20 protein-coding genes are annotated in these 20291 nt (G+C 66.0%); 12 read left to right on the top strand and 8 right to left on the bottom strand.

Annotated elements, in window-relative coordinates; translation table 11 throughout:
- Positions 1-105: 105 nt before the first annotated feature.
- The 3 genes from rlmN to ACQR1B_RS14710 all read right to left on the bottom strand — a co-directional run bounded on the left by rlmN (position 106) and on the right by ACQR1B_RS14710 (position 2425).
- Complete coding sequence (gene rlmN / locus ACQR1B_RS14720; RefSeq protein ID WP_434835933.1) at positions 106-1317, bottom strand: 23S rRNA (adenine(2503)-C(2))-methyltransferase RlmN; 1212 nt, start codon at positions 1315-1317, stop codon at positions 106-108.
- Between the two features lie 119 nt (positions 1318-1436).
- On the bottom strand, positions 1437-2063 hold the full coding sequence (locus tag ACQR1B_RS14715) for an invasion associated locus B family protein (RefSeq protein ID WP_434835934.1): 627 nt from the start codon (positions 2061-2063) through the stop codon (positions 1437-1439).
- A 29-nt stretch (positions 2064-2092) separates the two neighbouring features.
- Entirely contained in the window at positions 2093-2425 is a 333-nt protein-coding gene (locus tag ACQR1B_RS14710; protein ID WP_434835935.1) for a hypothetical protein, read from the bottom strand.
- Here ACQR1B_RS14710 and ACQR1B_RS14705 point away from each other — a divergent pair.
- The 3 genes from ACQR1B_RS14705 (at position 2415) to ACQR1B_RS14695 (ending at position 6156) form a co-directional block, all read left to right on the top strand.
- On the top strand, positions 2415-3392 hold the full coding sequence (locus ACQR1B_RS14705; protein WP_434835936.1) for an NADPH:quinone oxidoreductase family protein: 978 nt from the start codon (positions 2415-2417) through the stop codon (positions 3390-3392). The two genes, ACQR1B_RS14710 and ACQR1B_RS14705, sit on opposite strands and share 11 nt — an antisense overlap.
- Positions 3393-3874: 482 nt before the next feature.
- Positions 3875-4849 carry a hypothetical protein gene (locus ACQR1B_RS14700; protein WP_434835937.1) on the top strand — a complete coding sequence of 325 codons (975 nt, stop codon included), beginning with the start codon at positions 3875-3877 and terminating at the stop codon, positions 4847-4849.
- A gap of 128 nt (positions 4850-4977) precedes the next feature.
- On the top strand, positions 4978-6156 hold the full coding sequence (locus ACQR1B_RS14695; RefSeq protein ID WP_434835938.1) for a TAXI family TRAP transporter solute-binding subunit: 1179 nt from the start codon (positions 4978-4980) through the stop codon (positions 6154-6156).
- A 180-nt stretch (positions 6157-6336) separates the two neighbouring features.
- On the opposite strand, the gene ACQR1B_RS14690 is transcribed toward ACQR1B_RS14695, so the two are convergent.
- Positions 6337-6750: a YkvA family protein gene (locus tag ACQR1B_RS14690; protein ID WP_434835939.1), complete on the bottom strand. Its 414-nt coding sequence runs from the start codon at positions 6748-6750 to the stop codon at positions 6337-6339.
- Positions 6751-6863: 113 nt separating this feature from the next.
- Positions 6864-7214 (bottom strand): 4a-hydroxytetrahydrobiopterin dehydratase, encoded by a 351-nt coding sequence (locus ACQR1B_RS14685; protein ID WP_434835984.1) that lies wholly within the window; start codon positions 7212-7214, stop codon positions 6864-6866.
- A 305-nt stretch (positions 7215-7519) separates the two neighbouring features.
- Here ACQR1B_RS14685 and ACQR1B_RS14680 point away from each other — a divergent pair, with 305 nt between their 5' ends.
- Positions 7520-8878, top strand: coding sequence for a TAXI family TRAP transporter solute-binding subunit (locus tag ACQR1B_RS14680; protein ID WP_434835940.1), 1359 nt, complete (start codon positions 7520-7522; stop codon positions 8876-8878).
- Positions 8879-9028: 150 nt separating this feature from the next.
- Entirely contained in the window at positions 9029-10600 is a 1572-nt protein-coding gene (locus tag ACQR1B_RS14675) for an alkaline phosphatase D family protein (RefSeq protein WP_434835941.1), read from the top strand.
- Positions 10601-10622: 22 nt separating this feature from the next.
- Here the strand turns inward: ACQR1B_RS14675 and ACQR1B_RS14670 are convergent, their stop codons facing one another.
- Positions 10623-10997 (bottom strand): response regulator, encoded by a 375-nt coding sequence (locus ACQR1B_RS14670; RefSeq protein WP_434835942.1) that lies wholly within the window; start codon positions 10995-10997, stop codon positions 10623-10625.
- 167 nt (positions 10998-11164) lie between these two features.
- Here ACQR1B_RS14670 and ACQR1B_RS14665 point away from each other — a divergent pair, with 167 nt between their 5' ends.
- The 7 genes from ACQR1B_RS14665 to ACQR1B_RS14635 all read left to right on the top strand — a co-directional run bounded on the left by ACQR1B_RS14665 (position 11165) and on the right by ACQR1B_RS14635 (position 18212).
- Complete coding sequence (locus ACQR1B_RS14665; protein WP_434835943.1) at positions 11165-11926, top strand: Crp/Fnr family transcriptional regulator; 762 nt, start codon at positions 11165-11167, stop codon at positions 11924-11926.
- Between the two features lie 69 nt (positions 11927-11995).
- On the top strand, positions 11996-12715 hold the full coding sequence (locus tag ACQR1B_RS14660) for a prolipoprotein diacylglyceryl transferase family protein (RefSeq protein ID WP_434835944.1): 720 nt from the start codon (positions 11996-11998) through the stop codon (positions 12713-12715).
- Complete coding sequence (locus ACQR1B_RS14655; protein ID WP_434835945.1) at positions 12696-14108, top strand: radical SAM protein; 1413 nt, start codon at positions 12696-12698, stop codon at positions 14106-14108. The genes ACQR1B_RS14660 and ACQR1B_RS14655 overlap by 20 nt, the downstream gene beginning before the upstream one ends.
- Entirely contained in the window at positions 14105-14359 is a 255-nt protein-coding gene (locus ACQR1B_RS14650) for a hypothetical protein (RefSeq protein ID WP_434835946.1), read from the top strand. The genes ACQR1B_RS14655 and ACQR1B_RS14650 overlap by 4 nt, the downstream gene beginning before the upstream one ends.
- 10 nt (positions 14360-14369) lie before the next feature.
- Complete coding sequence (locus tag ACQR1B_RS14645) at positions 14370-14618, top strand: hypothetical protein (RefSeq protein WP_434835947.1); 249 nt, start codon at positions 14370-14372, stop codon at positions 14616-14618.
- Positions 14619-14975: 357 nt separating this feature from the next.
- Positions 14976-16802 (top strand): translational GTPase TypA, encoded by a 1827-nt coding sequence (typA, locus tag ACQR1B_RS14640; RefSeq protein ID WP_434835948.1) that lies wholly within the window; start codon positions 14976-14978, stop codon positions 16800-16802.
- 165 nt (positions 16803-16967) lie between these two features.
- Positions 16968-18212: a flavin monoamine oxidase family protein gene (locus ACQR1B_RS14635; protein ID WP_434835949.1), complete on the top strand. Its 1245-nt coding sequence runs from the start codon at positions 16968-16970 to the stop codon at positions 18210-18212.
- 98 nt (positions 18213-18310) lie between these two features.
- Here ACQR1B_RS14635 and ACQR1B_RS14630 read toward each other — a convergent pair whose 3' ends face one another.
- Both ACQR1B_RS14630 and ACQR1B_RS14625 read right to left on the bottom strand, forming a co-directional pair.
- Positions 18311-19195, bottom strand: a complete 885-nt coding sequence (locus ACQR1B_RS14630) for a LysR family transcriptional regulator (RefSeq protein WP_434835950.1) — start codon at positions 19193-19195, stop codon at positions 18311-18313.
- Between the two features lie 7 nt (positions 19196-19202).
- Positions 19203-20177: a YeiH family protein gene (locus ACQR1B_RS14625; RefSeq protein WP_434835985.1), complete on the bottom strand. Its 975-nt coding sequence runs from the start codon at positions 20175-20177 to the stop codon at positions 19203-19205.
- Positions 20178-20291 lie beyond the last annotated feature (114 nt).

The raw sequence follows: 20291 nt of genomic DNA, 5'->3' as shown, positions 1-20291 counted from the left end.
CGTCATCGCGAGGAGCGTTAGCGACGAAGCGATCCAGTGCCAAGGGTCAGCTCTGGATTGCTTCGCTTCGCTCGCAATGACGGAGCATGTTGGTCGGCATCGGTATCAATCCGTCATCGCCATGGCGCGCAGCGCCTGGCGCTCGCGGGCGGACAGCTTCTCGGTCTCCGATTTCAGCTGGCCGCAGGCGGCGAGGATGTCGCGGCCGCGCGGCGTGCGCACCGGCGAGGAATAGCCGGCGTTGAAAACGTATTCGGAGAATTTCTCGATCTGCTCCCAGTCCGAGCATTCATAGGCCGAACCGGGCCACGGATTGAACGGGATCAGGTTGATCTTCGCCGGGATGCCCTTGAGCAGCTTGACCAGCAGCCTTGCATCATCGAGCGAATCGTTGACGCCCTTGAGCATCACATATTCGAAGGTGATACGGCGCGCGTTGGAGGCGCCGGGATAGTCGCGGCAGGCCTGCAGCAGCTCGGCAATCGGATATTTGCGGTTGAGCGGCACCAGCTCGTTGCGTAGCTCGTCGCGCACCGCATGCAGCGAGATCGCCAGCATCACGCCGATCTCCTCGCCGGCGCGCGCGATGTTCGGCACCACGCCCGAGGTCGACAGCGTGATGCGGCGGCGGGAGATGCCGATGCCCTCATTGTCGGAGACGATCAGCAGCGCATCGCGCACCGCATCGAAATTGTACAGCGGCTCGCCCATCCCCATCATCACGATATTGGTGATCAGACGGTTGCCGAGCGGCGTCTCGCGGTCGGCCCAGTCGTTGAGCCGGTCGCGCGCGACCATGACCTGGCCCGCGATCTCGCCGGCGGTCAGATTGCGCACCAGCCGCTGCGTGCCGGTGTGGCAGAACGAGCAGTTGAGGGTGCAGCCGACCTGGGAGGAGACGCACAAGGTGCCGCGGTCGGTCTCGGGGATGTAGACGCACTCGACCTCGTGCGCCTTCTGCAGCGCGTCGCCGCTCGGCAGCCGCAGCAGCCATTTGCGGGTGCCGTCATTGGAGATCTGCTCGGCCACGACCTCGGGACGGTCGACCGTGAAATGCTCGGCCAATGCGGTGCGGGTGTCCTTCGACACCGACGTCATCTCGTCGAACGATTGGGCGCCCCGGAAATAGATCCAGTGCCAGAGCTGCTGCACCCGCATCTTGCGCTGGCGCTCCGGCACACCGATCTCGCCGAGCGTCGCCGCCAACTCTGCGCGCGACAGCCCGATCAGCGACGGCTTCGCCGGCGGCACGTAGGTTTCGAGCGGGGTCTTTTCGAGGGGCGCGGCGGGTCCGCGCAGCCCGGCAGTCGTTGCCATGTCGATGGGCCCAAGATGCTGCCCGGCCGCTGCGGCCGAAGGCTTTCAGCGGGTTTATATAACGATCCGGCGGGCAAATGCGACCCGAACGACCGGCGGGGGTATCACCGTCGGCCGTGTCAACGCCGGCAGTCCTGGGCGATGCGATCGAGCGCCTGGGCAAGACCCTTCAGCGAGAACACGTCGGTGGTCTCGGTCCCCTTGGCCGAGACGCCCTTGACCACCGCCTCGGGCGCCTTGCGCATCGCCTCGACCATGCGCTCTTCCTCGGCGGCGTTCTTGATCCACAGGCCGTCGCCCTGGGTATACATCGCATAGGAGGCGCCGCCGACGTCCAGCGCGGCGTCGGATCCGGGCTTCAGCGCATAGCCGATCATGATCGAGACCTCGTTGAACACCTTCTCGGAGGGCCGGGTCGAGACGAAGGCGTAAGCGGGATCGCGCGGGCGATTGGCCGGGTTGGTCTTGGACGAGGTTGGCTTGGCCAGCGCGAAGCACACCTTCTTGCCGCCGGGCATGGCCGTATAGGCGCCCCAGCTGCCGAACTGGCCGATCAGCGTCGGTTCCGCGCCGCCGATGCTCGGCACGGCCGGCTTGGCGTCGACCTTGGGTGCGGCCTTCGGCTGCGGCGCCGGCGCGGCCTTGGGTGGCGCCTTCGGCGCGGCGGTCTGGGCTGCGGCGAGGCTCGAGCCTCCGAGCACTAGCGCGCCGGTCGCCAGCGCTGTCGACAATCGCGAAAACAACATGATTAAGCTACGTTCCCCCACGATCTGGTTCAACCAACATTGTGACTGGAAAATGGCCCGGAATCGCAGACCGCAAAGCGGAGGGATAGCGGCTTCAGGCGTCGCTTGCAAAGCCGGATCGAGGGCACGGGCGACGCGCCGCGCTCATCGTGCCGCCGTTGGCGAACGTCGCGCAGCCGGGTCCATCTGTTGCGATGGGAAGCGCCGGTCGATGCCTTTGCGTTCCGGCATGCGGCATTTGCCGGCCGGCGCAGCGCTGCGGTCGCGTGTTGGCAATTGTCGTGCGTCTGCAAATCCGGCATGACTTTCAAAAAGCCGGGCACGATCCGGACAACGACCGAAGGAGCGCCCATGAAAGCCATTCTCTGCTCGCAGTTCTGCCAGCCCGACGATCTCGTCCTCGCGGACGTGCCCGATCCGGTGGCCGGTCCCGGCGAGGCCGTGATTGCGATCAAGGCTGCGGCGCTCAACTTCTTCGACATACTGATGATCCAGGGTAAGTACCAGATCAAGCCACCGTTCCCGTTCTCGCCGGGCGCGGAGGTCGCTGGTGTGATCGAGAGCGTCGGCGACGGCGTGACTGATCTGAAGGTCGGCGACCGCGTGGTGGCGTCCTGTGGACACAATGGCGCGCGGCAGAAGATCGCGCTGCCGGCATCGGCCATCGTCAAGATTCCGGACAATCTCGATTTCGATCGCGCCGCCGGCATCATCATCATCTACGGCACGGCGCTGCATGCGCTGGAGGACCGCGCCAGCCCGAAGCCGGGCGAGACGCTGGCCGTGCTCGGCGCCGCCGGCGGCACCGGTCTTGCGGCTTGCGAACTCGGCAAGCTGATGGGCCTGAAGGTCATCGCCTGCGCCTCGTCGGACGAGAAGCTCGCATTCGCCAGGCAGCACGGTGCGACGCTGACCTTGAACTACGCCAAGGAGGATCTGAAGGAAGCCCTGCGCCGGCTGACCGACGGCAAGGGCGCCGACATCGTCTTCGATCCGGTGGGCGGAGCCTATGCCGAGCAGGCGCTGCGCTCGATCGCCTGGGAAGGCCGCTTCCTGGTGATCGGCTTTGCCGCGGGCGACATTCCGAAGATGCCGCTCAACCTTGCGCTGCTCAAGGGCTGTGACATCCGCGGCGTGTTCTGGGGGGCCTGGACCCGGCTTAACCCGGCCAAGAACCGCGCCAATCTCGAAAAGCTCGTGCGGTGGACCGCGGAAGGCAAGCTGTCGTCCCATGTCGACCGTACCTTCCCGCTGGCGCAGACCGCCGATGCGCTGAAAGTGCTCGCCGGCCGCCAGGCGATGGGCAAGGTGATCCTGCATCCTGAATGATCGGGATGCGGAAAACGGGACGCCGCGGACTGCTGGCGCCCGACCGCCAGAACGGTGATGCCGTCGGGACGGCTCGGTGCACGTATCCCACGCGCGGGTCGATGTTCGCGCATCGTACGCCGGCCGGTTGTGCGCCATGCGTACCTGCACCATCGTGACGCGCAACCTGCAGCCGCAAATCGAAAAACGAGCGTTTATTGGTTAATGCAACCAGCGCAGATTGTGGCAAGGCTAATTCGGGTGTTATTTGTTGTTATCTCGATGTTTCTCGATATGCTGCCGCGCGATGTCGCACGTGCGTCGTCACAATCACATCGAAATATTTCCAGAATCGTGCCGGCTCTCGTCCACTTTTAGTCGGATTCGATTAGTCAATTAGTTGTCGGCAGTGGGGTGCCTCCAACAATCGTGACGTGTCTCGGGCTCCGGACGGGCTCGGGGCCAAATGTATGTTGCGTGAAGTGAGATGGGGAAAAAGGGCCATGGCTGAGCGGACGACACGCGGACGGTTCAACGACAGATCTTCCACCAATCACGATTTCGGGCCGTTCTCAGACGAGCCTCCCCAGGAGCGCCCGCCGACCTATCGATTTGGCAGGTCCGGTCAGGACCGCTATCCGTCCGACGAATCGATGCCGATGTTCCTCTCCGAATATGAGGGTGGCAACGAGATCGAGAGCGCCGAGTTCGAGGACCAGTGGCCGGTGCGGACGCGCCGGGCCTCGATCTCCTCTCGCATCCTGCTCGCCGTGGTGGCGGCCGCGGGTGTGGCCGTGCTGTTCGCGCTGGTGACCTCGGATGCGACGCGCGATCTGATCGCCAGCGCCAAGGCATCGATGGTCGGCTCGACGCCGGACCCGACCGCCCCGCCGCAGGCCAGCGGCACGCTGCTCACGGCGCGCGACATGCAACTGAACGAGCCGGCGCGGCCGGAGCCGCCGGCCGCGGCGACGCCGATGCAAATGGCCGCCATCGCGCCGAGCCGCGATGACATCTCCAATGCCTACCAGACGGCGCTGCAGAACCGGGTTGCGGCCCCGCCTGCTCCTGTCGCGCCCAGTGTCGCCGTCGCACCCGCGGCGCCGTCGTCGATCAACTCTCCGGGTGCTGGAGCGGCGATCGTGGCGCCGGGCTTCGGCTCGGTGACCGCCGCGCCGCCGCCGGTGCAGGCGCGCCGGTTGGATCCGGATGAGCTCGCCGGCATCATGAAGCGCGCCAAGGGGATGCTCGCGGCCGGCGACATTCCGTCTGCACGTCTGCTGCTCGAGCGTGCGGCCGAAGCCCAGGAGCCGGCGGCTGCGCTGATGCTGGCACAGACCTACGATCCCCACGTGTTGGGAACCAAGGACATCCGCAACATCAACGCCGATCCTGCCGCGGCTCGCAATTGGTACCGCCGTGCAGCCCAGCTCGGTTCGACGGAAGCGCAGCGGCGGCTGGATCAGCTGCAAAATTGAGCGGGCGACGGCCATCGGTGCCGCCGCTTTTGGCTTTGCTTTTACGCATGATGCTCGAGCCGATCCTCGGCGAGGCCCGCGTTCCGGCCCGCGATCATGCGACAGCTTTAGATCGAGGGGGGATATACATGCGACGTCTTTTTGGAGCGGCCATCGCCGCGATGATGATAGCGTGCGGCTTTTCCGCCCACGCGGAGGAAAGCGAATTCGACCCGGCCAAGGTCAGCGACAGCCTGAAGGCGATCTTCCAGTTCGGCTCGGTCCAGACCAAGCAGGCGCTCAACGCCAACACGGTGACCTTGATCACCGGCACCATTGGCGGCACCTATGTGCAGTTCGGCGCCGATCTGGCCTCGTTGCTCGACGACGGCAACAGCCTTCGGGTGCTGCCGATCGTCGGCCGCGGCTCGGTGCAGAGCGTGGCCGATATTCTGTTCCTGCAGGGCGTCGATCTCGGAGTCGTTCGCGCCGATACGCTCGATTATCTCGAACGCAAGGGCTTCGCCAAGGACATCAAGAAGCAGTTCACCTACGTCACCAAGCTCTACAATGAGGAAATGCAGGTCATCGCGCCGCGCGCCGTGCGCAACCTGCGTGATCTCGAAGGGCGCCGTGTCAGCGTCGACCTGCCGAACGGCGGCACCTTCGTGACCGCGCTCACCGTGTTCGAGCGGCTCGGCCTGCGGGCGAACTTCCTGTACATCGAGCAGCGCATCGCGATGGAGAAGCTGAAACGGGGGGAGGTCGACGCGGTGATCGTCGTCGGCGGCAAGCCCTACAAGTCGGTCTCGAGCTTCGTGAACGACGGTCGCTTCCATCTCGTCAATGTCGACTATGATCGCCCGCTGCAGACCGACTATCTGCCGGCGACGCTCACGGCCAAGGATTATCCCAACCTGATTGCCGAGGGCGAGAAGGTCGATACGATCGCGGTTCCGGCCGTGCTCGCAGCCTACAATTGGGCGCCCAACACCGACCGCTATCGCAAGCTCGCGACCTTCGTGGATGCCTTCTTCACCAAATTCCCGGCGTTTCAGAACCCGCCGTTCCATCCGAAATGGAAGGAGGTCTCGCTGTCGGCGCCGCTCGCCGGATGGCAGCGCCTGCCGGCGGCCAGCAAGTGGCTCGAAAGCCATGCGATGGAGGGGACGCAGCGCGATCGGTTCGATGACTTCCTGAAGCAGAGCAGCTCCGGCAGGGCGCTGCCGAGCGAAGCCGACCGCGAGGCCTTGTTCAAGCAGTATCAGGCCTGGGAAGCCGAGAAGAACGGCAACGCCCGTGCGCAGGCGGCGCGGGGTCAGCGCTGAGCCTTGCGGACCGCATCCATTCACGGTCCCAAACGAAAGAAGAAAAGCCCTGCCTGCGCGGGGCTTTTTTGTCAGATCATTTTGTCAGATCATCAAGGCTTCCGATCGTCGATCTTCATCGTCTGGCGTGCGGGATCTTCCGACCACGCGCTGGCGCCGAGGCGGACGACGATGACGCCGTCAGCCGACCATCTCATCCTTTTCCGGATCGATGTCCTCGTCCGCCGCGAGCCGCGCCAGCGCGGCGCGCGCGGCTGCGTGGTGATCCGGCGTGATGTGTGACGCCACCATCCGGATGGCGGTGGCCAGCACCGCCGCGTCGTCGGTGAAGCCGAGAACCGGCATGACGTCGGGGAGAAAGTCGAACGGCAGAATGAAATAGGCGAGGGCGCCAAGCAGCGCGACCTGCACATGCCGCGGCGTCTCCTTGTCGAAGGCGCAGTAATAGGCCGCGACCAGATCCTCGGCGAACGGAATCCTGGCGATGACCTTCTTCAACTTGCCCCAGAACCGGCGGCGAATGCTGTCGCGATCCCGCGCCATCCGGTCGGCCGGCTCGAAACCAACGCTGTAGTCGGTCGCATCCGACGCCATCTGTCATCTCCCCATCCAGGGAGGCGCCGCCAGCGCGGTCCTCCCGCCGTCATGTGGGGATCGCGCCCGCCGCCGCAAGGCATGTATTGCAGCGGCGACGGCCCCCGACATCGTCAGTCGCCGATCGCGGCCGCGATCGCGTCCATGGTCTTCGCCAACTCGATATCGAGCGTGGTCACGCCGCCGGCGTCGTGGGTGGCGAGCACGACCTCGACGGTGCGATACACGTTCCGCCACTCCGGATGATGGTCGCGCTTCTCGGCCACCAGCGCCACGCGGGTCATGAAGCCGAACGCCGCATTGAAATCGCGGAAGGTGAAGGTGCGGCGGATGGCCTCGCGGCCTTCGGTCTCGGACCAGCCGGGCAAAGCCTGCAGCGCATTGGCCCGCGCCTCGGCCGACAATCGCTCCACCATCGCAAATCTCCCATTGTTCTGCCGATGCGCCTGCCGGCACCGACGCATCCGGACGTCTACGGGCATTCGTCAACGCCGGCCCGCCCGGATCGTTTCGCCGGACGAGCAGAAACCATATCCGGATCAGAGGCTTGAGCCCAAGCCAACGCGACCGGTTCACGGAAACGCCGGCCGCTCAATCCTGCGCCCTGGTAACCATGACGCAGATGTCACCCCGGACCGACAAGAATTTTGCTACAGTTCCGCTCTAGCGAAGAATGAGAGCGGACGGAGCTGCGTGTGGCGCAGGTCCGCGGCCCATCGGAGGATCGGACCTGGCAGACCCCCAGACCACGCCAGCGCAGCGCTCGCAGATGCGCCCTGCCGTGTTCATCGTCATCGCCGGCATCCTCGCGATCGTCGGCGCGCTGGCGGGCGCCTACTATTTTGCCATGCGTCCCGTGGTGTTGAAGATCGCGGTCGGTCCGCCCAACAGCGACGATCTCAAGGTCGTTCAGGCCCTGACCCAGGCCTTCGCACAATCCCACGCCTATGTGCGGCTGAGGCCGGTTCCGACCGAAGGCGCTGGCGAAAGTGCGCAGGCCCTCGCCGCTGCAAAGGTGGATCTGGCGATCATCCGCGGCGACCTCGAAGTTCCGAAGAATGCGCAGGCCGTCGCGACCCTGCGCAAGAACGTCGCCGTGCTCTGGGTGCCGACGCCGGGCAAGGGCAAGGCGCGCAAGGGCGGCGCCAAGATCACCAAGATTTCCCAGCTTGCCGGCCGCAAGATCGGCATCATCGGCCGCACGCCGGCAAACGCCAATCTGCTCAAGGTGATCCTGCACCAGTACGGCGTCGATGCCGGCAAGGTCGAGATCGTTCAGTTTCCGATCACCGAAGCCGCGGAAGCCGTCCGCAGCCAGAAGGCCGACGTCTATCTCGCGGCTGGTCCCATCAACAGCAAGATCACGGCGGATGCGATCGCCGCTGCGACCAAGGACGGCGGCACGCCGACCTTCCTGGCGATCGATTCCGCCGAGGCCATCGCCCAGAATCATCCCGAATATGAAGCGGCCGACATTCCTGCCGGCGCGTTCGGCGGCTCGCCGGATCGGCCCGAGGACGAGGTCAAGACGATCAGCTTCAACCACCACATCGTCGCGCGCAAAGGCCTGGCCGACTCGACCGTGGCGGCGTTCACGCACCAGCTGTTCTCGGTGCGCCAGCAATTGCTGACCGAGTTTCCGCTGGCTGCCAAGATCGAGACGCCCGACACCGACAAGGACGCCGCGATCCCCGTCCATCCCGGTGCCGCGGCCTTTGTCGACGGTGAGGAGAAGACCTTCCTCGACCGCTACAGCGACTACATCTGGTGGAGCCTGATGGCCCTGTCCGCGATGGGCTCGGCGGGCGCCTGGTTCGCCGGCTATCTCAAGCGCGACGAGCGGACGATCAACACCTCGCTGCGCGACCGGCTTCTGGAGATGATCCCGATTGCGCGCAAGAGCGATTCGACGGAGGAACTCGACCAGTTGCAGGCCGAGGCCGACGAGATCCTGCGCAACACCCTGACGTGCTTCGAGGACGGCGCGATCGAGCACGCGGCGCTCACCGCGTTCAACATCGCGCTCGAGCAGTTCCACAACGCGGTCGCCGATCGCAAGCTGATCCTGATGAGCATGCCCGCGAATCTGCAGCGCACCGGCGCGCAATTGCGCGCCGCCGGCACCTGACGCGATCCTGCTTCTACCCTGCGAGACGGCTCGTGCCGTGACGGCAGCCCGATTCCGCCCGCCGCGTGATGTAATTGCAGCGTCATCAATCTTTTCTAGGTCTGCCTGCCTTGGCGCGCCTGTTCCGCGTGCCGTGGCCAGGAGACCCGCATGACGCTTCGCATCCCACGACCGCAGACCACCCGGCTGTCCCGCCGCCGCTTCCTGTCGACCGCCGCAGCAGGCGTCGCGACCCTCTCGATGCCGCGTCTGAGCCGCGCGGCGGACCGGCCGCAGATCACGCATGGTGTGCAGTCCGGCGATGTCGGCATGGATGGCGGCGTGGTCTGGGCGCGCGCCGACCGGCCCTCGCAGATGCTGGTCGAGGTCGCGACCACCGAATCGTTCAAGGACGCGCGCAGCCTGCCGCCGATCGCCGCGCTTCCCGAGAGCGACTTCACGGCCAAGATGCTCGTCGACGGCCTGCCGAGCGGCCAGGACATCTTCTACCGTGTCAGGTTTCGCGACCTGTCCCACACCGCGGTCGAAAGCGAGGCGGTGGTCGGCCGCTTCCGCACGGCGCCCGGCAACAAGCGCGACGTTTCGTTCGTCTGGGGCGGCGACGTCGCGGGGCAGGGCTGGGGCATCAATCCCGACGACGGCGGCATGTTCACCTTCGCCACCATGAAGAAGCACCGGCCGGATTTCTTCCTGCATTCCGGCGACACCATCTATGCCGACGGTCCCATCCAGTCCGAAGTCAAGCTGCCGGACAACAAGGTGTGGAAGAACCTGACGGTCCAGGAGAAGGCCAAGGTGGCCGAGACGCTCGACGAGTTCCGCGCGGCTCACAAGTACAATTTCCTCGACGAGAACGTCCGCGCCTTCAATGCGGAGGTGCCGATCTTCGTGCAGTGGGACGATCACGAGGTGACCAACAACTGGTCGGCCTCCAAGGAGCTGCCGGCGGCCTACAAGGAGCGCAACATCCAGCTGCTCGCGGCGCGCGCGGCCCGCGCCTTCCATGAAATGTATCCGATGCGCGAGAGCATCATCGAACCCGGCCGGGTCTATCGCACCATCAATTACGGTCCGCATCTCGACGTGTTCGTGCTCGACGAGCGCAGCTACCGCGGCGGCAACGGCCCCAATCTCGAGGACAAATATGGTCCGGCGTCCTACTTCATCGGGCCGGAGCAGATGCGCTGGCTGAAGCAGGCGCTGCTCAATTCGCGCGCGACCTGGAAGGTGATCGCCTCCGATATGCCGCTCAGCATCATCGTCTACGACGATGCGGCCAACAAGAAGGGCTCGGAAGCGATCGCCCAAGGCGATGGCCCGGCGCGCGGCCGCGAGCTCGAGATCGCCGAGATCCTGCGCTTCATCAAGACGGCGCCGATCCAGAACACGGTGTGGCTCACCGCCGACGTGCACTATGCGGCCGCGCATTATTACGATCCGAACAAGGCTCAATTCCAGGACTTCGAGCCGTTCTGGGAGTTCGTCTCCGGCCCGCTGCATGCCGGCACGTTCGGTCCGAACGAACTCGACAACACGTTCGGTCCTGAAGTCCGCTTCATCAAGGCGCCCGGCCTCGACAAGCAGAACCTGCCGCCGTCGGCCGGCATGCAGTTCTTCGGCCACGTCAAGATCGACGGCGCGTCGGGGCAGATGACGGTCACCTTGCGCGATCGTGCCGACGTCGCGCTGTGGTCGACCACGCTCGATCCGAAGCTGGGCTGAGATCTGCTCGCTGCGGCGGCGACTAGTCTTGCTGCCGCAGCACGGCTTCCAGCGCATCCGTCGGGCACGGCTTCGGCAGCCGCGGCCGGTCGGAAAACGCGGCCGGAACGCGGTCGGCGCCGTAGCCGGTGGAGAAAGCGAAGGGAATGCCGAGCGCCGCGAGCCGCTCGGCGATCGCGAAGCTCTGTTCGCGCACCAGGCCGACATCGAGCAGTGCGAATTGCGGCGCGCGCTCGGCGATCATCGCGAGCGCGGTCGCGACGTTGGACGCGACCCTGATGTCGGCAATGCCGAGGTCGGCGATGGTGTCTTCGAGGCCGAGCGCTATGATGGGGTCGTCTTCGACGACCAGCACATGCTCATAGAACGTGGGCACGCGGGATTGCGAGCTGCTCATGGGATCTGCGGGGTTCCAGGGGTAAGGGATGGCCCGCAGCCGGCGCCTCCTCTCGAGCACGCTGGCGGGTTCCTGGAACCGAGAGCAGCATATCGGAGTTCCTGTGTCGGTGCACTTGTGAACACAGGGAGCACAGATCACGCACATGCGTAGCGCGGGGAACCACGATGCTGAGCCAAGGTGTCACGACGATTACCCGGGAGCGGCCGCACAACAACCTGCTGCGCCGGCTCAGTCCGCTCGATTATGCGCTCATCGCGCCCTATCTGGTCGAGGACCAGGCGACGCCGAACGAGCTGATCTACAGTCCGGGCGACGACGTGCAGATCGTCCATTTCCCCTGCGGGCCGGCGTTGACGTCCTACCTCGTGCCCAATGAGGACGGCCGCGACGTCGAGACCATCCTGGTCGGCCGCGAAGGCGCCGTCGGCGGCATCGTCAGCGAAGGCTTTCTGCCGGCCTATACGCGGATCGTCGTCAAGTTCGGCGGTCCGTTCGCGAGGCTGCCGCTGTCGCGACTGGCTACCGCCAAACTGCAATCCAAGACCCTGCGCAACGTGTTCGCGCGCTATGCCGATTGCATGCTGGCCCAGATGTTCCAGTCGACCGCCTGCAACGCGATTCACTCGATCGAGCAGCGCACGGCGAAATGGATCGTTGCCGCGATGGACCGCATCGATGGCGAGCCGATCGTGCCGCTTACGCATGAGCAACTCGCCACCTTGCTCGGCGTCGGCCGCAGCTATGTCAGCCGGGTCGTGCAGACGTTCCGGGCCGAAGGCATCCTCGACACCCGGCGCGGCGCCTTCATGGTGCGCGACTTCGAGGCCCTGAAGCAGCGCTCCTGCCTGTGCAACGAGGCCGTGAAGACCCATTTCGAGGAGGTCCTGCGCGGCGTCTATCCGACCGAGCAGGCCGCGACCGCCTGATACGGACACGTCATTGCCTTTGACGCGTGGACCTTGCCATAGTCCGGCTGCAACCGGACGATGGGGGTCATGGACGGGGCCGTTGTTCACGCGATCTTCGACGTTGCCGCCTGGCTCAGCGCAGCGGGCGCTGGCTGGTGGCTGACGCGCGTCGCGGGCGTGCGTTTTCCGAAGCAATCGACCGAGTGGCCCTATGTCGCCGCGCTCGTGTTCGGGGCCGGCCTCGGCGCCTATCTCTTCGGCACGCTGAATTTGTGGCTGTCCGGCATGTCCGGACTGGCGCGCTCGGTCGAAGGCGCGCTCGCCGGCGGCATCGTCGCGGTCGAGCTGTACAAATGGCACCACGGCATCGCCTTGCGCACCGGCGCGCGTTTCGCGCTGCCGCTCGCGGTCGGCGTCGCCGTCGGCCGGATCGGTTGCTACGCCGCCGGACTCGCCGACTTCACCTATGGGACGCCGACAGCCTTGCTGTGGGGGCATGATTTCGGCGACGGCATCCTGCGCCACCCTGTGCAGCTCTACGAGAGCCTCGCGATGGCCAGCTTTGCCGCCGTCTACGTCGCCGCGGTGCTCAGGCGGAGTGAAGCCGTCATCGCCAATGGCTTCTACCTCGCACTGCTCGTGTACGGGCTGCAGCGCTTCGCCTGGGAATTCCTCAAGCCCTATGGGCCGGTGATCGGCCCCTTCACGCTGTTTCATCTGCTGTCGCTGGCCATTGCAGCCTATGCCGCGATCATGCTGGCGACGGCGCCGCAACCGAAGGTCATGCATGAACGCGCCGCTGCGTAAGTCTCGTCCCTATGTATTCTGGGGACAGACGCAATCCCTGTGCGAGACCTGCCTCGCGCTGGTGCCGACCAAGATCCAGATCATCGACAACGAGGTCTGGTACGAGAAGCGCTGTCGGGAGCACGGCGTGCAGTCGACGCTGGTCTCGGACGATGCCGCCTATTGGCGGCGCTGCAAGGACTTCATCAAGCCGGGCGACACGCCGCTCAGCTTCCAGCGCCGCACCGAGTATGGCTGCCCCTACGACTGCGGCCTGTGTCCCGATCACGAGCAGCATTCCTGCCTGGCGCTGATCGAGATCACCGATCACTGCAACCTGACCTGCCCGGTGTGCTTCGCCGAATCCTCGCCGCAGCGGGCGCATTTCACCCCGCTCGCGACCGTCGAGCGGATGCTGGATGCACTGGTGAAGAGCGAGGGCGAGCCGGACCTGGTGCAGATCTCCGGCGGCGAGCCGACCTTGCATCCGCAATTCTTCGACATCCTCGCCGCCGTGCGCGCCCGCCCGATCCGCCACGTCATGATCAACACCAATGGCCTGCGCATCGCGCGCGAGCCGGATTTCGTCGCACGGCTGGCGGAGACCAAACGCGGGCTGGAGGTCTATCTGCAGTTCGACTCGCTGTCGCGCGCCGGCCTCACCAACATCCGCGGCGCCGATCTGCGCCGCATCCGCCAGCAGGCGCTGGAAAATCTCGAGCGTCACGGCATCTCCACGACGCTGGTCGCCACCCTCAAGCGCGGCGTCAATGACGACGAGATCGGCGACATCGTCCGCCACGCGCTCGAATGGTCTTGCGTGCGCGGCGTGACCCTGCAGCCGGTGCAGGACGCCGGCCGCAACGCCGATTTCAACAAGGACACCGACCGCATCATGCTGTCCGAGATCCGCCGCCGCGTCGTCGACACCGGCGTATTCGGCGAGCAGGACATGATCCCGCTGCCGTGCAACCCCGAGAGCATCTCGATCGGCTACGGCCTGCGCAACGGCACGACCGTGCTGCCGCTGACCTCCATGGTGCCCCAGGAGGAACTGCTGTCGGTGATGCCGAACACGATCAGCCCGGAGAAATATCCGGTGCTGCGCGACAAATTCGTCGAGCTGTTCTCGCTGTCGTCGGGGCCGCTCAACACCGGCCAGCGCGTCGCCGAATTCCTCTGCTGCCTGCCATCCGTCCAGGTGCCGGACAATCTCGGCTATGAGCACGTGTTTCGCGTCACCATCGTGCAGTTTCTCGACCGCTTCAATTTCTGCGTCGGCAACGTCAAGCGCTCCTGCATCCATTTCGTCACCGAGCGCGGCGAGATCATTCCGTTCGACACCTACAATCTGTTCTACCGCAACGGCGCCATCGACGGCATCCGCGCGCGGCTGGCGAAGGGACGGGCATGAGCGATGGACCTCCCGATCTGCCGCCACGCTTCCAGCCGATGAACGGCGATCAGCTCCGGCGCGGCTGCCTGACTGTGTTCATGGTCATCACTGGGATGATCCTGCTGTTGCCCGGACTGTGCGCGATGTATTTCAGCGTCGTTGCCGTGCAGGAGAAGGGATGGCCTTCCGAATTCATTGCGTTGATCGTGATCGGGTTCGCGGTCGGCGCGGGTGGAGTCCTGCTGCTCCGCAAGGCATGGCGGCGATGACGAGGGAATCATGAGTGGTCGTGACATCCTGCCTCCCGAACTTCCGCCTGAGCAGCAACGCTCCGGCTGCCTGACGGCGCTGGCGGTCCTTGCCGGCCTCATCCTGCTGTTTCCCATGGCCTGCGTCCTCGTCGTCTTCCCCAATCAGATCACGCGCCAAGACCTGGAACATCCGATCGGACTGCTCTTCATCGGCGCGGCCATCGCCGGCGTCGTGGTGATCGTGCTGGCGGTCAGGCGCGGGCGGAGCCGTTCATGACGCCGGAGGAGGCTCGGACGGCCTGATTCTCATCTTTCGCCTTTGCGGGCTGGGGCCGTGTCGTCATGACCCGTGACCGCCAGGAGACATGCGGGCTGTTCCGGACTCCGGCAAACCGCACCTCATTCCTGAAAGCAGTCATTGTTTTTTGGCATTTTTTGCCTATATTGCGCCGCAACGCGCGAGGTCTGCCCGGTCGATTGGCCGGGTTTCCTATTTGGGGCTGCCGGCCCCTTCCGCCGAACGAGTTTCGCGAGCGCGCGTCGCAAAGCTAACAGCTTGATTCGACTATCATAAAGCGCGCGCCCCGCCGGGGACAGAGCACGGGCTCTTGAGAAAGCTTAGAAGACACCGACCATGAACCTCCGTAACATCGCCATCATCGCCCACGTCGACCACGGCAAGACCACCCTGGTCGACAAGCTGCTGCAGCAATCCGGTACCTATCGCGAAAACCAGCGTCAGGTTGAGCGCGCGATGGATTCCAACGATCTGGAACGCGAGCGCGGCATCACCATTCTGGCCAAGTGCACCTCGGTGCAGTGGAAAGACACCCAGATCAACATCGTCGACACCCCCGGCCACGCCGATTTCGGCGGCGAGGTCGAGCGCATCCTGTCGATGGTCGACGGCGTGATCGTGCTGGTCGACGCCGCCGAGGGCCCGATGCCGCAGACCAAATTCGTGGTCGGCAAGGCGCTCAAGCTCGGCCTGAAGCCGATCGTCGCCATCAACAAGGTCGATCGGCCCGACGCGCGCGTCACCGAAGTCGTGAACGAGGTGTTCGACCTGTTCGCCGCCCTCGATGCCACCGACGAGCAGCTCGATTTTCCGATCCTCTACGGGTCGGGCAAGAACGGCTGGATGGCGACGTCGCCCGACGCCTCCCACGAGGACGGCATGCAGCCGTTGTTCGATCTCGTCATCAAGCACGTGGCGCCGCCGGTGGTCGAGGACGGCCCGTTCCGGCTGCTCGGTACCATTCTCGAAGCCAACCCCTATCTCGGCCGCATCATCACCGGGCGGATCGCGTCCGGCACCGTGAAGCCCAACCAGTCCGTCAAGGTGCTCTCGCGCGACGGCAAGCTGGTGGAAACCGGCCGCATCTCCAAGATCCTGGCGTTCCGCGGCCTCGAGCGCCAGCCGGTCGACATCGCCGAAGCCGGTGACATCGTCGCCATCGCTGGCCTGCCCAAGGGCACCGTGGCCGACACCTTCTGCGATCCGAGCGTCGAGACGCCGATCCAGGCGCAGCCGATCGATCCGCCGACGGTGTCGATGTCGTTCATCGTCAACAACTCGCCGCTCGCCGGCACCGAGGGCGACAAGGTCACCAGCCGCCTGATCCGCGACCGCCTGCTGCGCGAGGCCGAGGGCAACGTCGCGCTGCGCGTGGTCGAGTCCCAGGACAAGGACGCGATGGAAGTGTCCGGCCGCGGCGAATTGCAGCTCGCGATCCTGATCGAGACCATGCGTCGCGAGGGCTTCGAACTGTCGGTGTCGCGTCCGCGCGTCGTGTTCCAGAAGGACGAGGTCACCGGCCAGACCCTGGAGCCGATCGAGGAGGTTGTGATCGACGTCGACGAGGAGCATTCCGGCGTCGTCGTGCAGAAGATGAGCGAGCGCAAGGCCGAACTGATCGAGATGCGTCCGTCCGGCGGCAATCGCCTGCGGCTGGTGTTCTACTCGCCGACCCGCGGCCTGATCGGCTATCAGGGCGAACTGATGACCGACACCAAGGGCACGGCGATCATGAACCGCCTGTTCCACAACTACCTGCCCTACAAGGGCCAGATCCAGGGCCGCCGCAACGGCGTCCTGATCTCCAACGACCAGGGCGAGGCGGTGGCCTACGCCATGTTCAAGCTGGAGGATCGCGGCCCGATGATGATCGAGCCGGGCTGGAAGGTCTACAAGGGCATGATCGTCGGCGAGCACACCCGCGACAACGATCTCGAGATCAACGTGTTGAAGGGCAAGCAGCTCACCAACATCCGTACCACCTCGAAGGACGAAGCCGTTCGCCTGACCCCGCCGATCCGGATGACCCTGGAAAAGGCGCTGGCCTATATCGAGGACGACGAGCTGGTGGAGATCACGCCGAAGTCGATCCGCCTGCGCAAGAAGCACCTCGATCCGAACGAGCGCAAGCGCGCCGAGAAGCAGAAGGAAGCGGTGGCGTAACCGCCGCTCTCCAGTCTCAAGTGCGTCATGGCCGGGCTTGTCCCGCCTGCGGGGCCGAAGCCCCTGCGGCGCGGCGAAGGCCCGGCCATCCACGTTTTTGGGCTTGCGAGAACGACGGGGATGCCCGGTACAAGGCCGGGCAGGACGACGGAGTTGGATGAGCCAATGTCTTTCCCTTCCTCCATCGACGTTGCCGTCATCGGCGCCGGTGCGGCCGGCCTCGGCGCGGCGCAGGCGCTGCGGGGCAAGGGCGTCTCCTTCATCGTCCTGGAGGCCCGCGATCGCATCGGTGGGCGGGCCCACACCGTCATGGCCTCGCCCGACGTCACGTTCGACCTCGGCTGCGGCTGGCTGCATTCGGCGGACCGCAACTCATTCGTGGCGATCGCTGAGCAACTTGCCTTCACCATCGACAAGTCCCGCCCGCCCTGGCGTGACCAGGCCTATGAGGCGGCGGTACCGACGCCCGAGCGCGAGGATTTCCTTCGCGCCCTGGAGGCATTCTTCACGCGCACGGCTGACGCGGCGAAGAGCGGCCGCGACGCAACCGCCAGCGCGTGCCTCGAGCCCGGCAATCGCTGGAACGGCATGATCGATGCGATCTGCACCTATCTCAACGGCTGCGAGCTCGACCAGATGTCGCTGCTCGATTTCGAGGCCTATGAGGACACCGAGCTGAACTGGCGCGTCCGCCGCGGCTATGGCGCGCTGGTGGCCGCCTTTGGTGCCGGTTTGCCGATCGTCCTCGATTGCGAGGTGACGCTGATCGATCACAACGACAGGCGTATCCGCCTGACGACCTCGCAGGGCACGCTGACCGTCGACAAGGTCATCGTCACGGTGCCGACCAATCTGATCGCCGACGAGGCGATCCGCTTCACGCCCGCTCTGCCCGGCAAGGTCGAAGCCGCCGCCGGCCTGCCGCTCGGCCTCGACAACAAGGTGACGCTCGCGCTCGACGGCTGGGAGCACCTGCCGAAGGATTCCGGCATGCGCGGCCGCAGCCAAACCGCGCGCGTCGGCAGCTTCCAGCTGCGCCCGTTCGGCCAGCCCTGCATCGAGGGCTTCTACGGCGGCAGCTTTGCCCGCGAGATCGAGGCGGCGGGCGAGGGCGCATTGGCGGCGCAGGCGATCGACGACGTCGTTGCGCTGCTCGGCAGCGACATCCGCAAGAGCCTCCGCCCGCTCGCCGAGTCCCGCTGGAGCGCCGACCCGTTCGCGCGCGGCGCCTACTCGCACGCGCGGCCCGGCCACGCCGGCAAGCGCGCCGTGCTGGCCGCCCCGGTCGATGACCGGCTGTTCTTCGCCGGCGAGGCGACGCCGTCGGATTTCTTCTCGACCGCGCATGGCGCCCGCGACAGCGGTGAACGAGCGGCAAGGGAGGCATTAGCCTCGTTAGTTAAGCGATAGTCCATCCACCGTCGTTGCGAGCGCAGCGAAGCAATCCAGACTTCCACCGCAGTGGGACTCCTGGATCGCGTCGCTGCGCTCGCGATGATGTGCCCCGATCAACCCGTTTCACCAACGATCCGCAGAAACTCCCGCGCGGCCTGGGTCTGGTGATGCTCCCGATGCCGCAGGCTGTAGAAGTGCCGCTTGGGCAATTCGAGATTGGCAATGGCGAGCAGACCCGCCTTCACGGCCCGCATCACCACCAGGCGCGACAGCACCGTGACGCCCGCGCCGGCTTCGACCGCGCCGCGCACGGCCTCGTTGGACGGCAGGTCGAACGCGACATCGAGCTCGGCTGTGGTGATGCCGAATCGGCCGAGCGCGGCCTCGAACACCGCACGCGTGCCGGAGCCCTGCTCGCGCAGCACCCAGCGTGCCGATCTCAGATCGGTGGCGGTGACGGTCGCGCCGCGGCACAGTGGATGACCGGTCGGGCCGACCAGCACCATCTCATCCTCCGCCACGGTTTGCGCCGCCAGCGCGGCATCGTCGACATCGCCCTCGACGAAGCCGAGATCGGCCGCCCCCTCGCGCACGGCGGTCGCGACCTGCTCGGTGTTGCCGATCGACAGCTGCAGCCTGATCGCCGGGTGCGCCGCGTTGAAGCGATGAATGACGGCGGGCAGCCAGTAGCCGGCAATGGTCTGGCTCGCCGCCAGCGTCAGTTGCCCGCGCTTCAGGCCGGCGAGATCGTCGAGCACGGTCTCGGCGGCGGCGGCGCGCGCCAGCACCGCCTTGGCTTCGACCAGGAACGCCTTGCCGGCGGCGGTGAGCACGATGCGGCGGCCGACGCGATCGAACAATTGCGTCTGGTAGCGGGCTTCGAGCGCAGCCACGGCGGCTGACGTCGCCGACTGCGTCAGATTGAGCTCGCGCGCCGCCTGGGTGACGTGCTCGCGGGTGGCGACCGCAACGAAGATCCTGAGCTGCTCGAGCGTCACGTCGGTCCTATGTCATCAGTTTCACGAGCATCAGGCTGAAGCTCGCGATGAACAGGAAGGCGGCCAGGCCCAGCGCCAGCGGTCGCAGGCCTTTTGCCTTGAGCTTTCCGAAATCCGTCTCCAGCCCCATCGCGGCCAGCGCCATCGACAGCAGGAACGTGGTCGCGGTCACGATCACCGTCTTCGCCTCGGCCGGCACGGTGATGAGGCTGTTGACGGCGACGAGCGCGATGAAGCCGAACACGAACCAGGGCAGCGGCGGCTGCGCGCCGGCATGGCCGTGACCGGCATGGCGGGCGCGCCGCGTTGCCAGCAGGCCGAGCGTCAGCACCACCGGCGCCAGCAGCATCACCCGCGCCAGCTTGGCGACGGTGCCGAATTCGCCGGCCTGCTGGCCCCCCTGGAAGGCCGCCGCGACCACCTGCGCGATCTCGTGGATCGAGGCGCCGCTCCACAGCCCGAAGGCATGGGCGTCGAGATGCAGCAGTGTCGGGAGCAGTGGATAGGCGACCATCGCGATCGAGCCGAACACGGTCACACAGGCGACCGCATAGGCGACGTCTTCGTCGGGCGCGCGCGTCACCGTGTTGGTCGCGATCACGGCGGAGGCGCCGCAGATCGAGGTCCCCGCGGCGATCAGCTCGGCCAGCTTGCGATCGACGCCGAGCAGACGACCCATCCACACCGTGAAAAGGAAGGTGCCAGTCAGACTCAGCGCGATCACGCCAAGCCCACGCGCGCCGACCTCCACGATCTGGGTTGCGGTGAGCTGCAGGCCGAGCAGGATGATCGCGGTCCGCAGCACGCGCCGCATCGCAAAGGTCACGCCGGGTTTCGCGCGCCTCGGCGTGCCGACGATGTTGTGCAGCGCCATGCCCGCCACGATCGCCAGGATCATCGGACTGAACAGGCCGAGCCCCGGCAGCAGCCGCAGCCCAAAGGCGCCGGCCGCGATCGCGGCCGACAGGGCGAGCCCGGGCAGCAGCAGCGCAACGCGGCCCGGTGCCGAGACCGGTGCATGACGGGCGGTGACGGGTGCATCGGCGGTCAGATCCTGCAACGCGGCAGCCATGAAAAACTCTCCCAAATCAGCGGT

Source organism: Bradyrhizobium oligotrophicum, assembly GCF_051168495.1.
GTDB lineage: Bacteria > Pseudomonadota > Alphaproteobacteria > Rhizobiales > Xanthobacteraceae > Bradyrhizobium > Bradyrhizobium oligotrophicum_A.
Note: the sequence above shows the minus strand (reverse complement) of the source record. Positions and strands in the feature narration are given on the sequence as shown.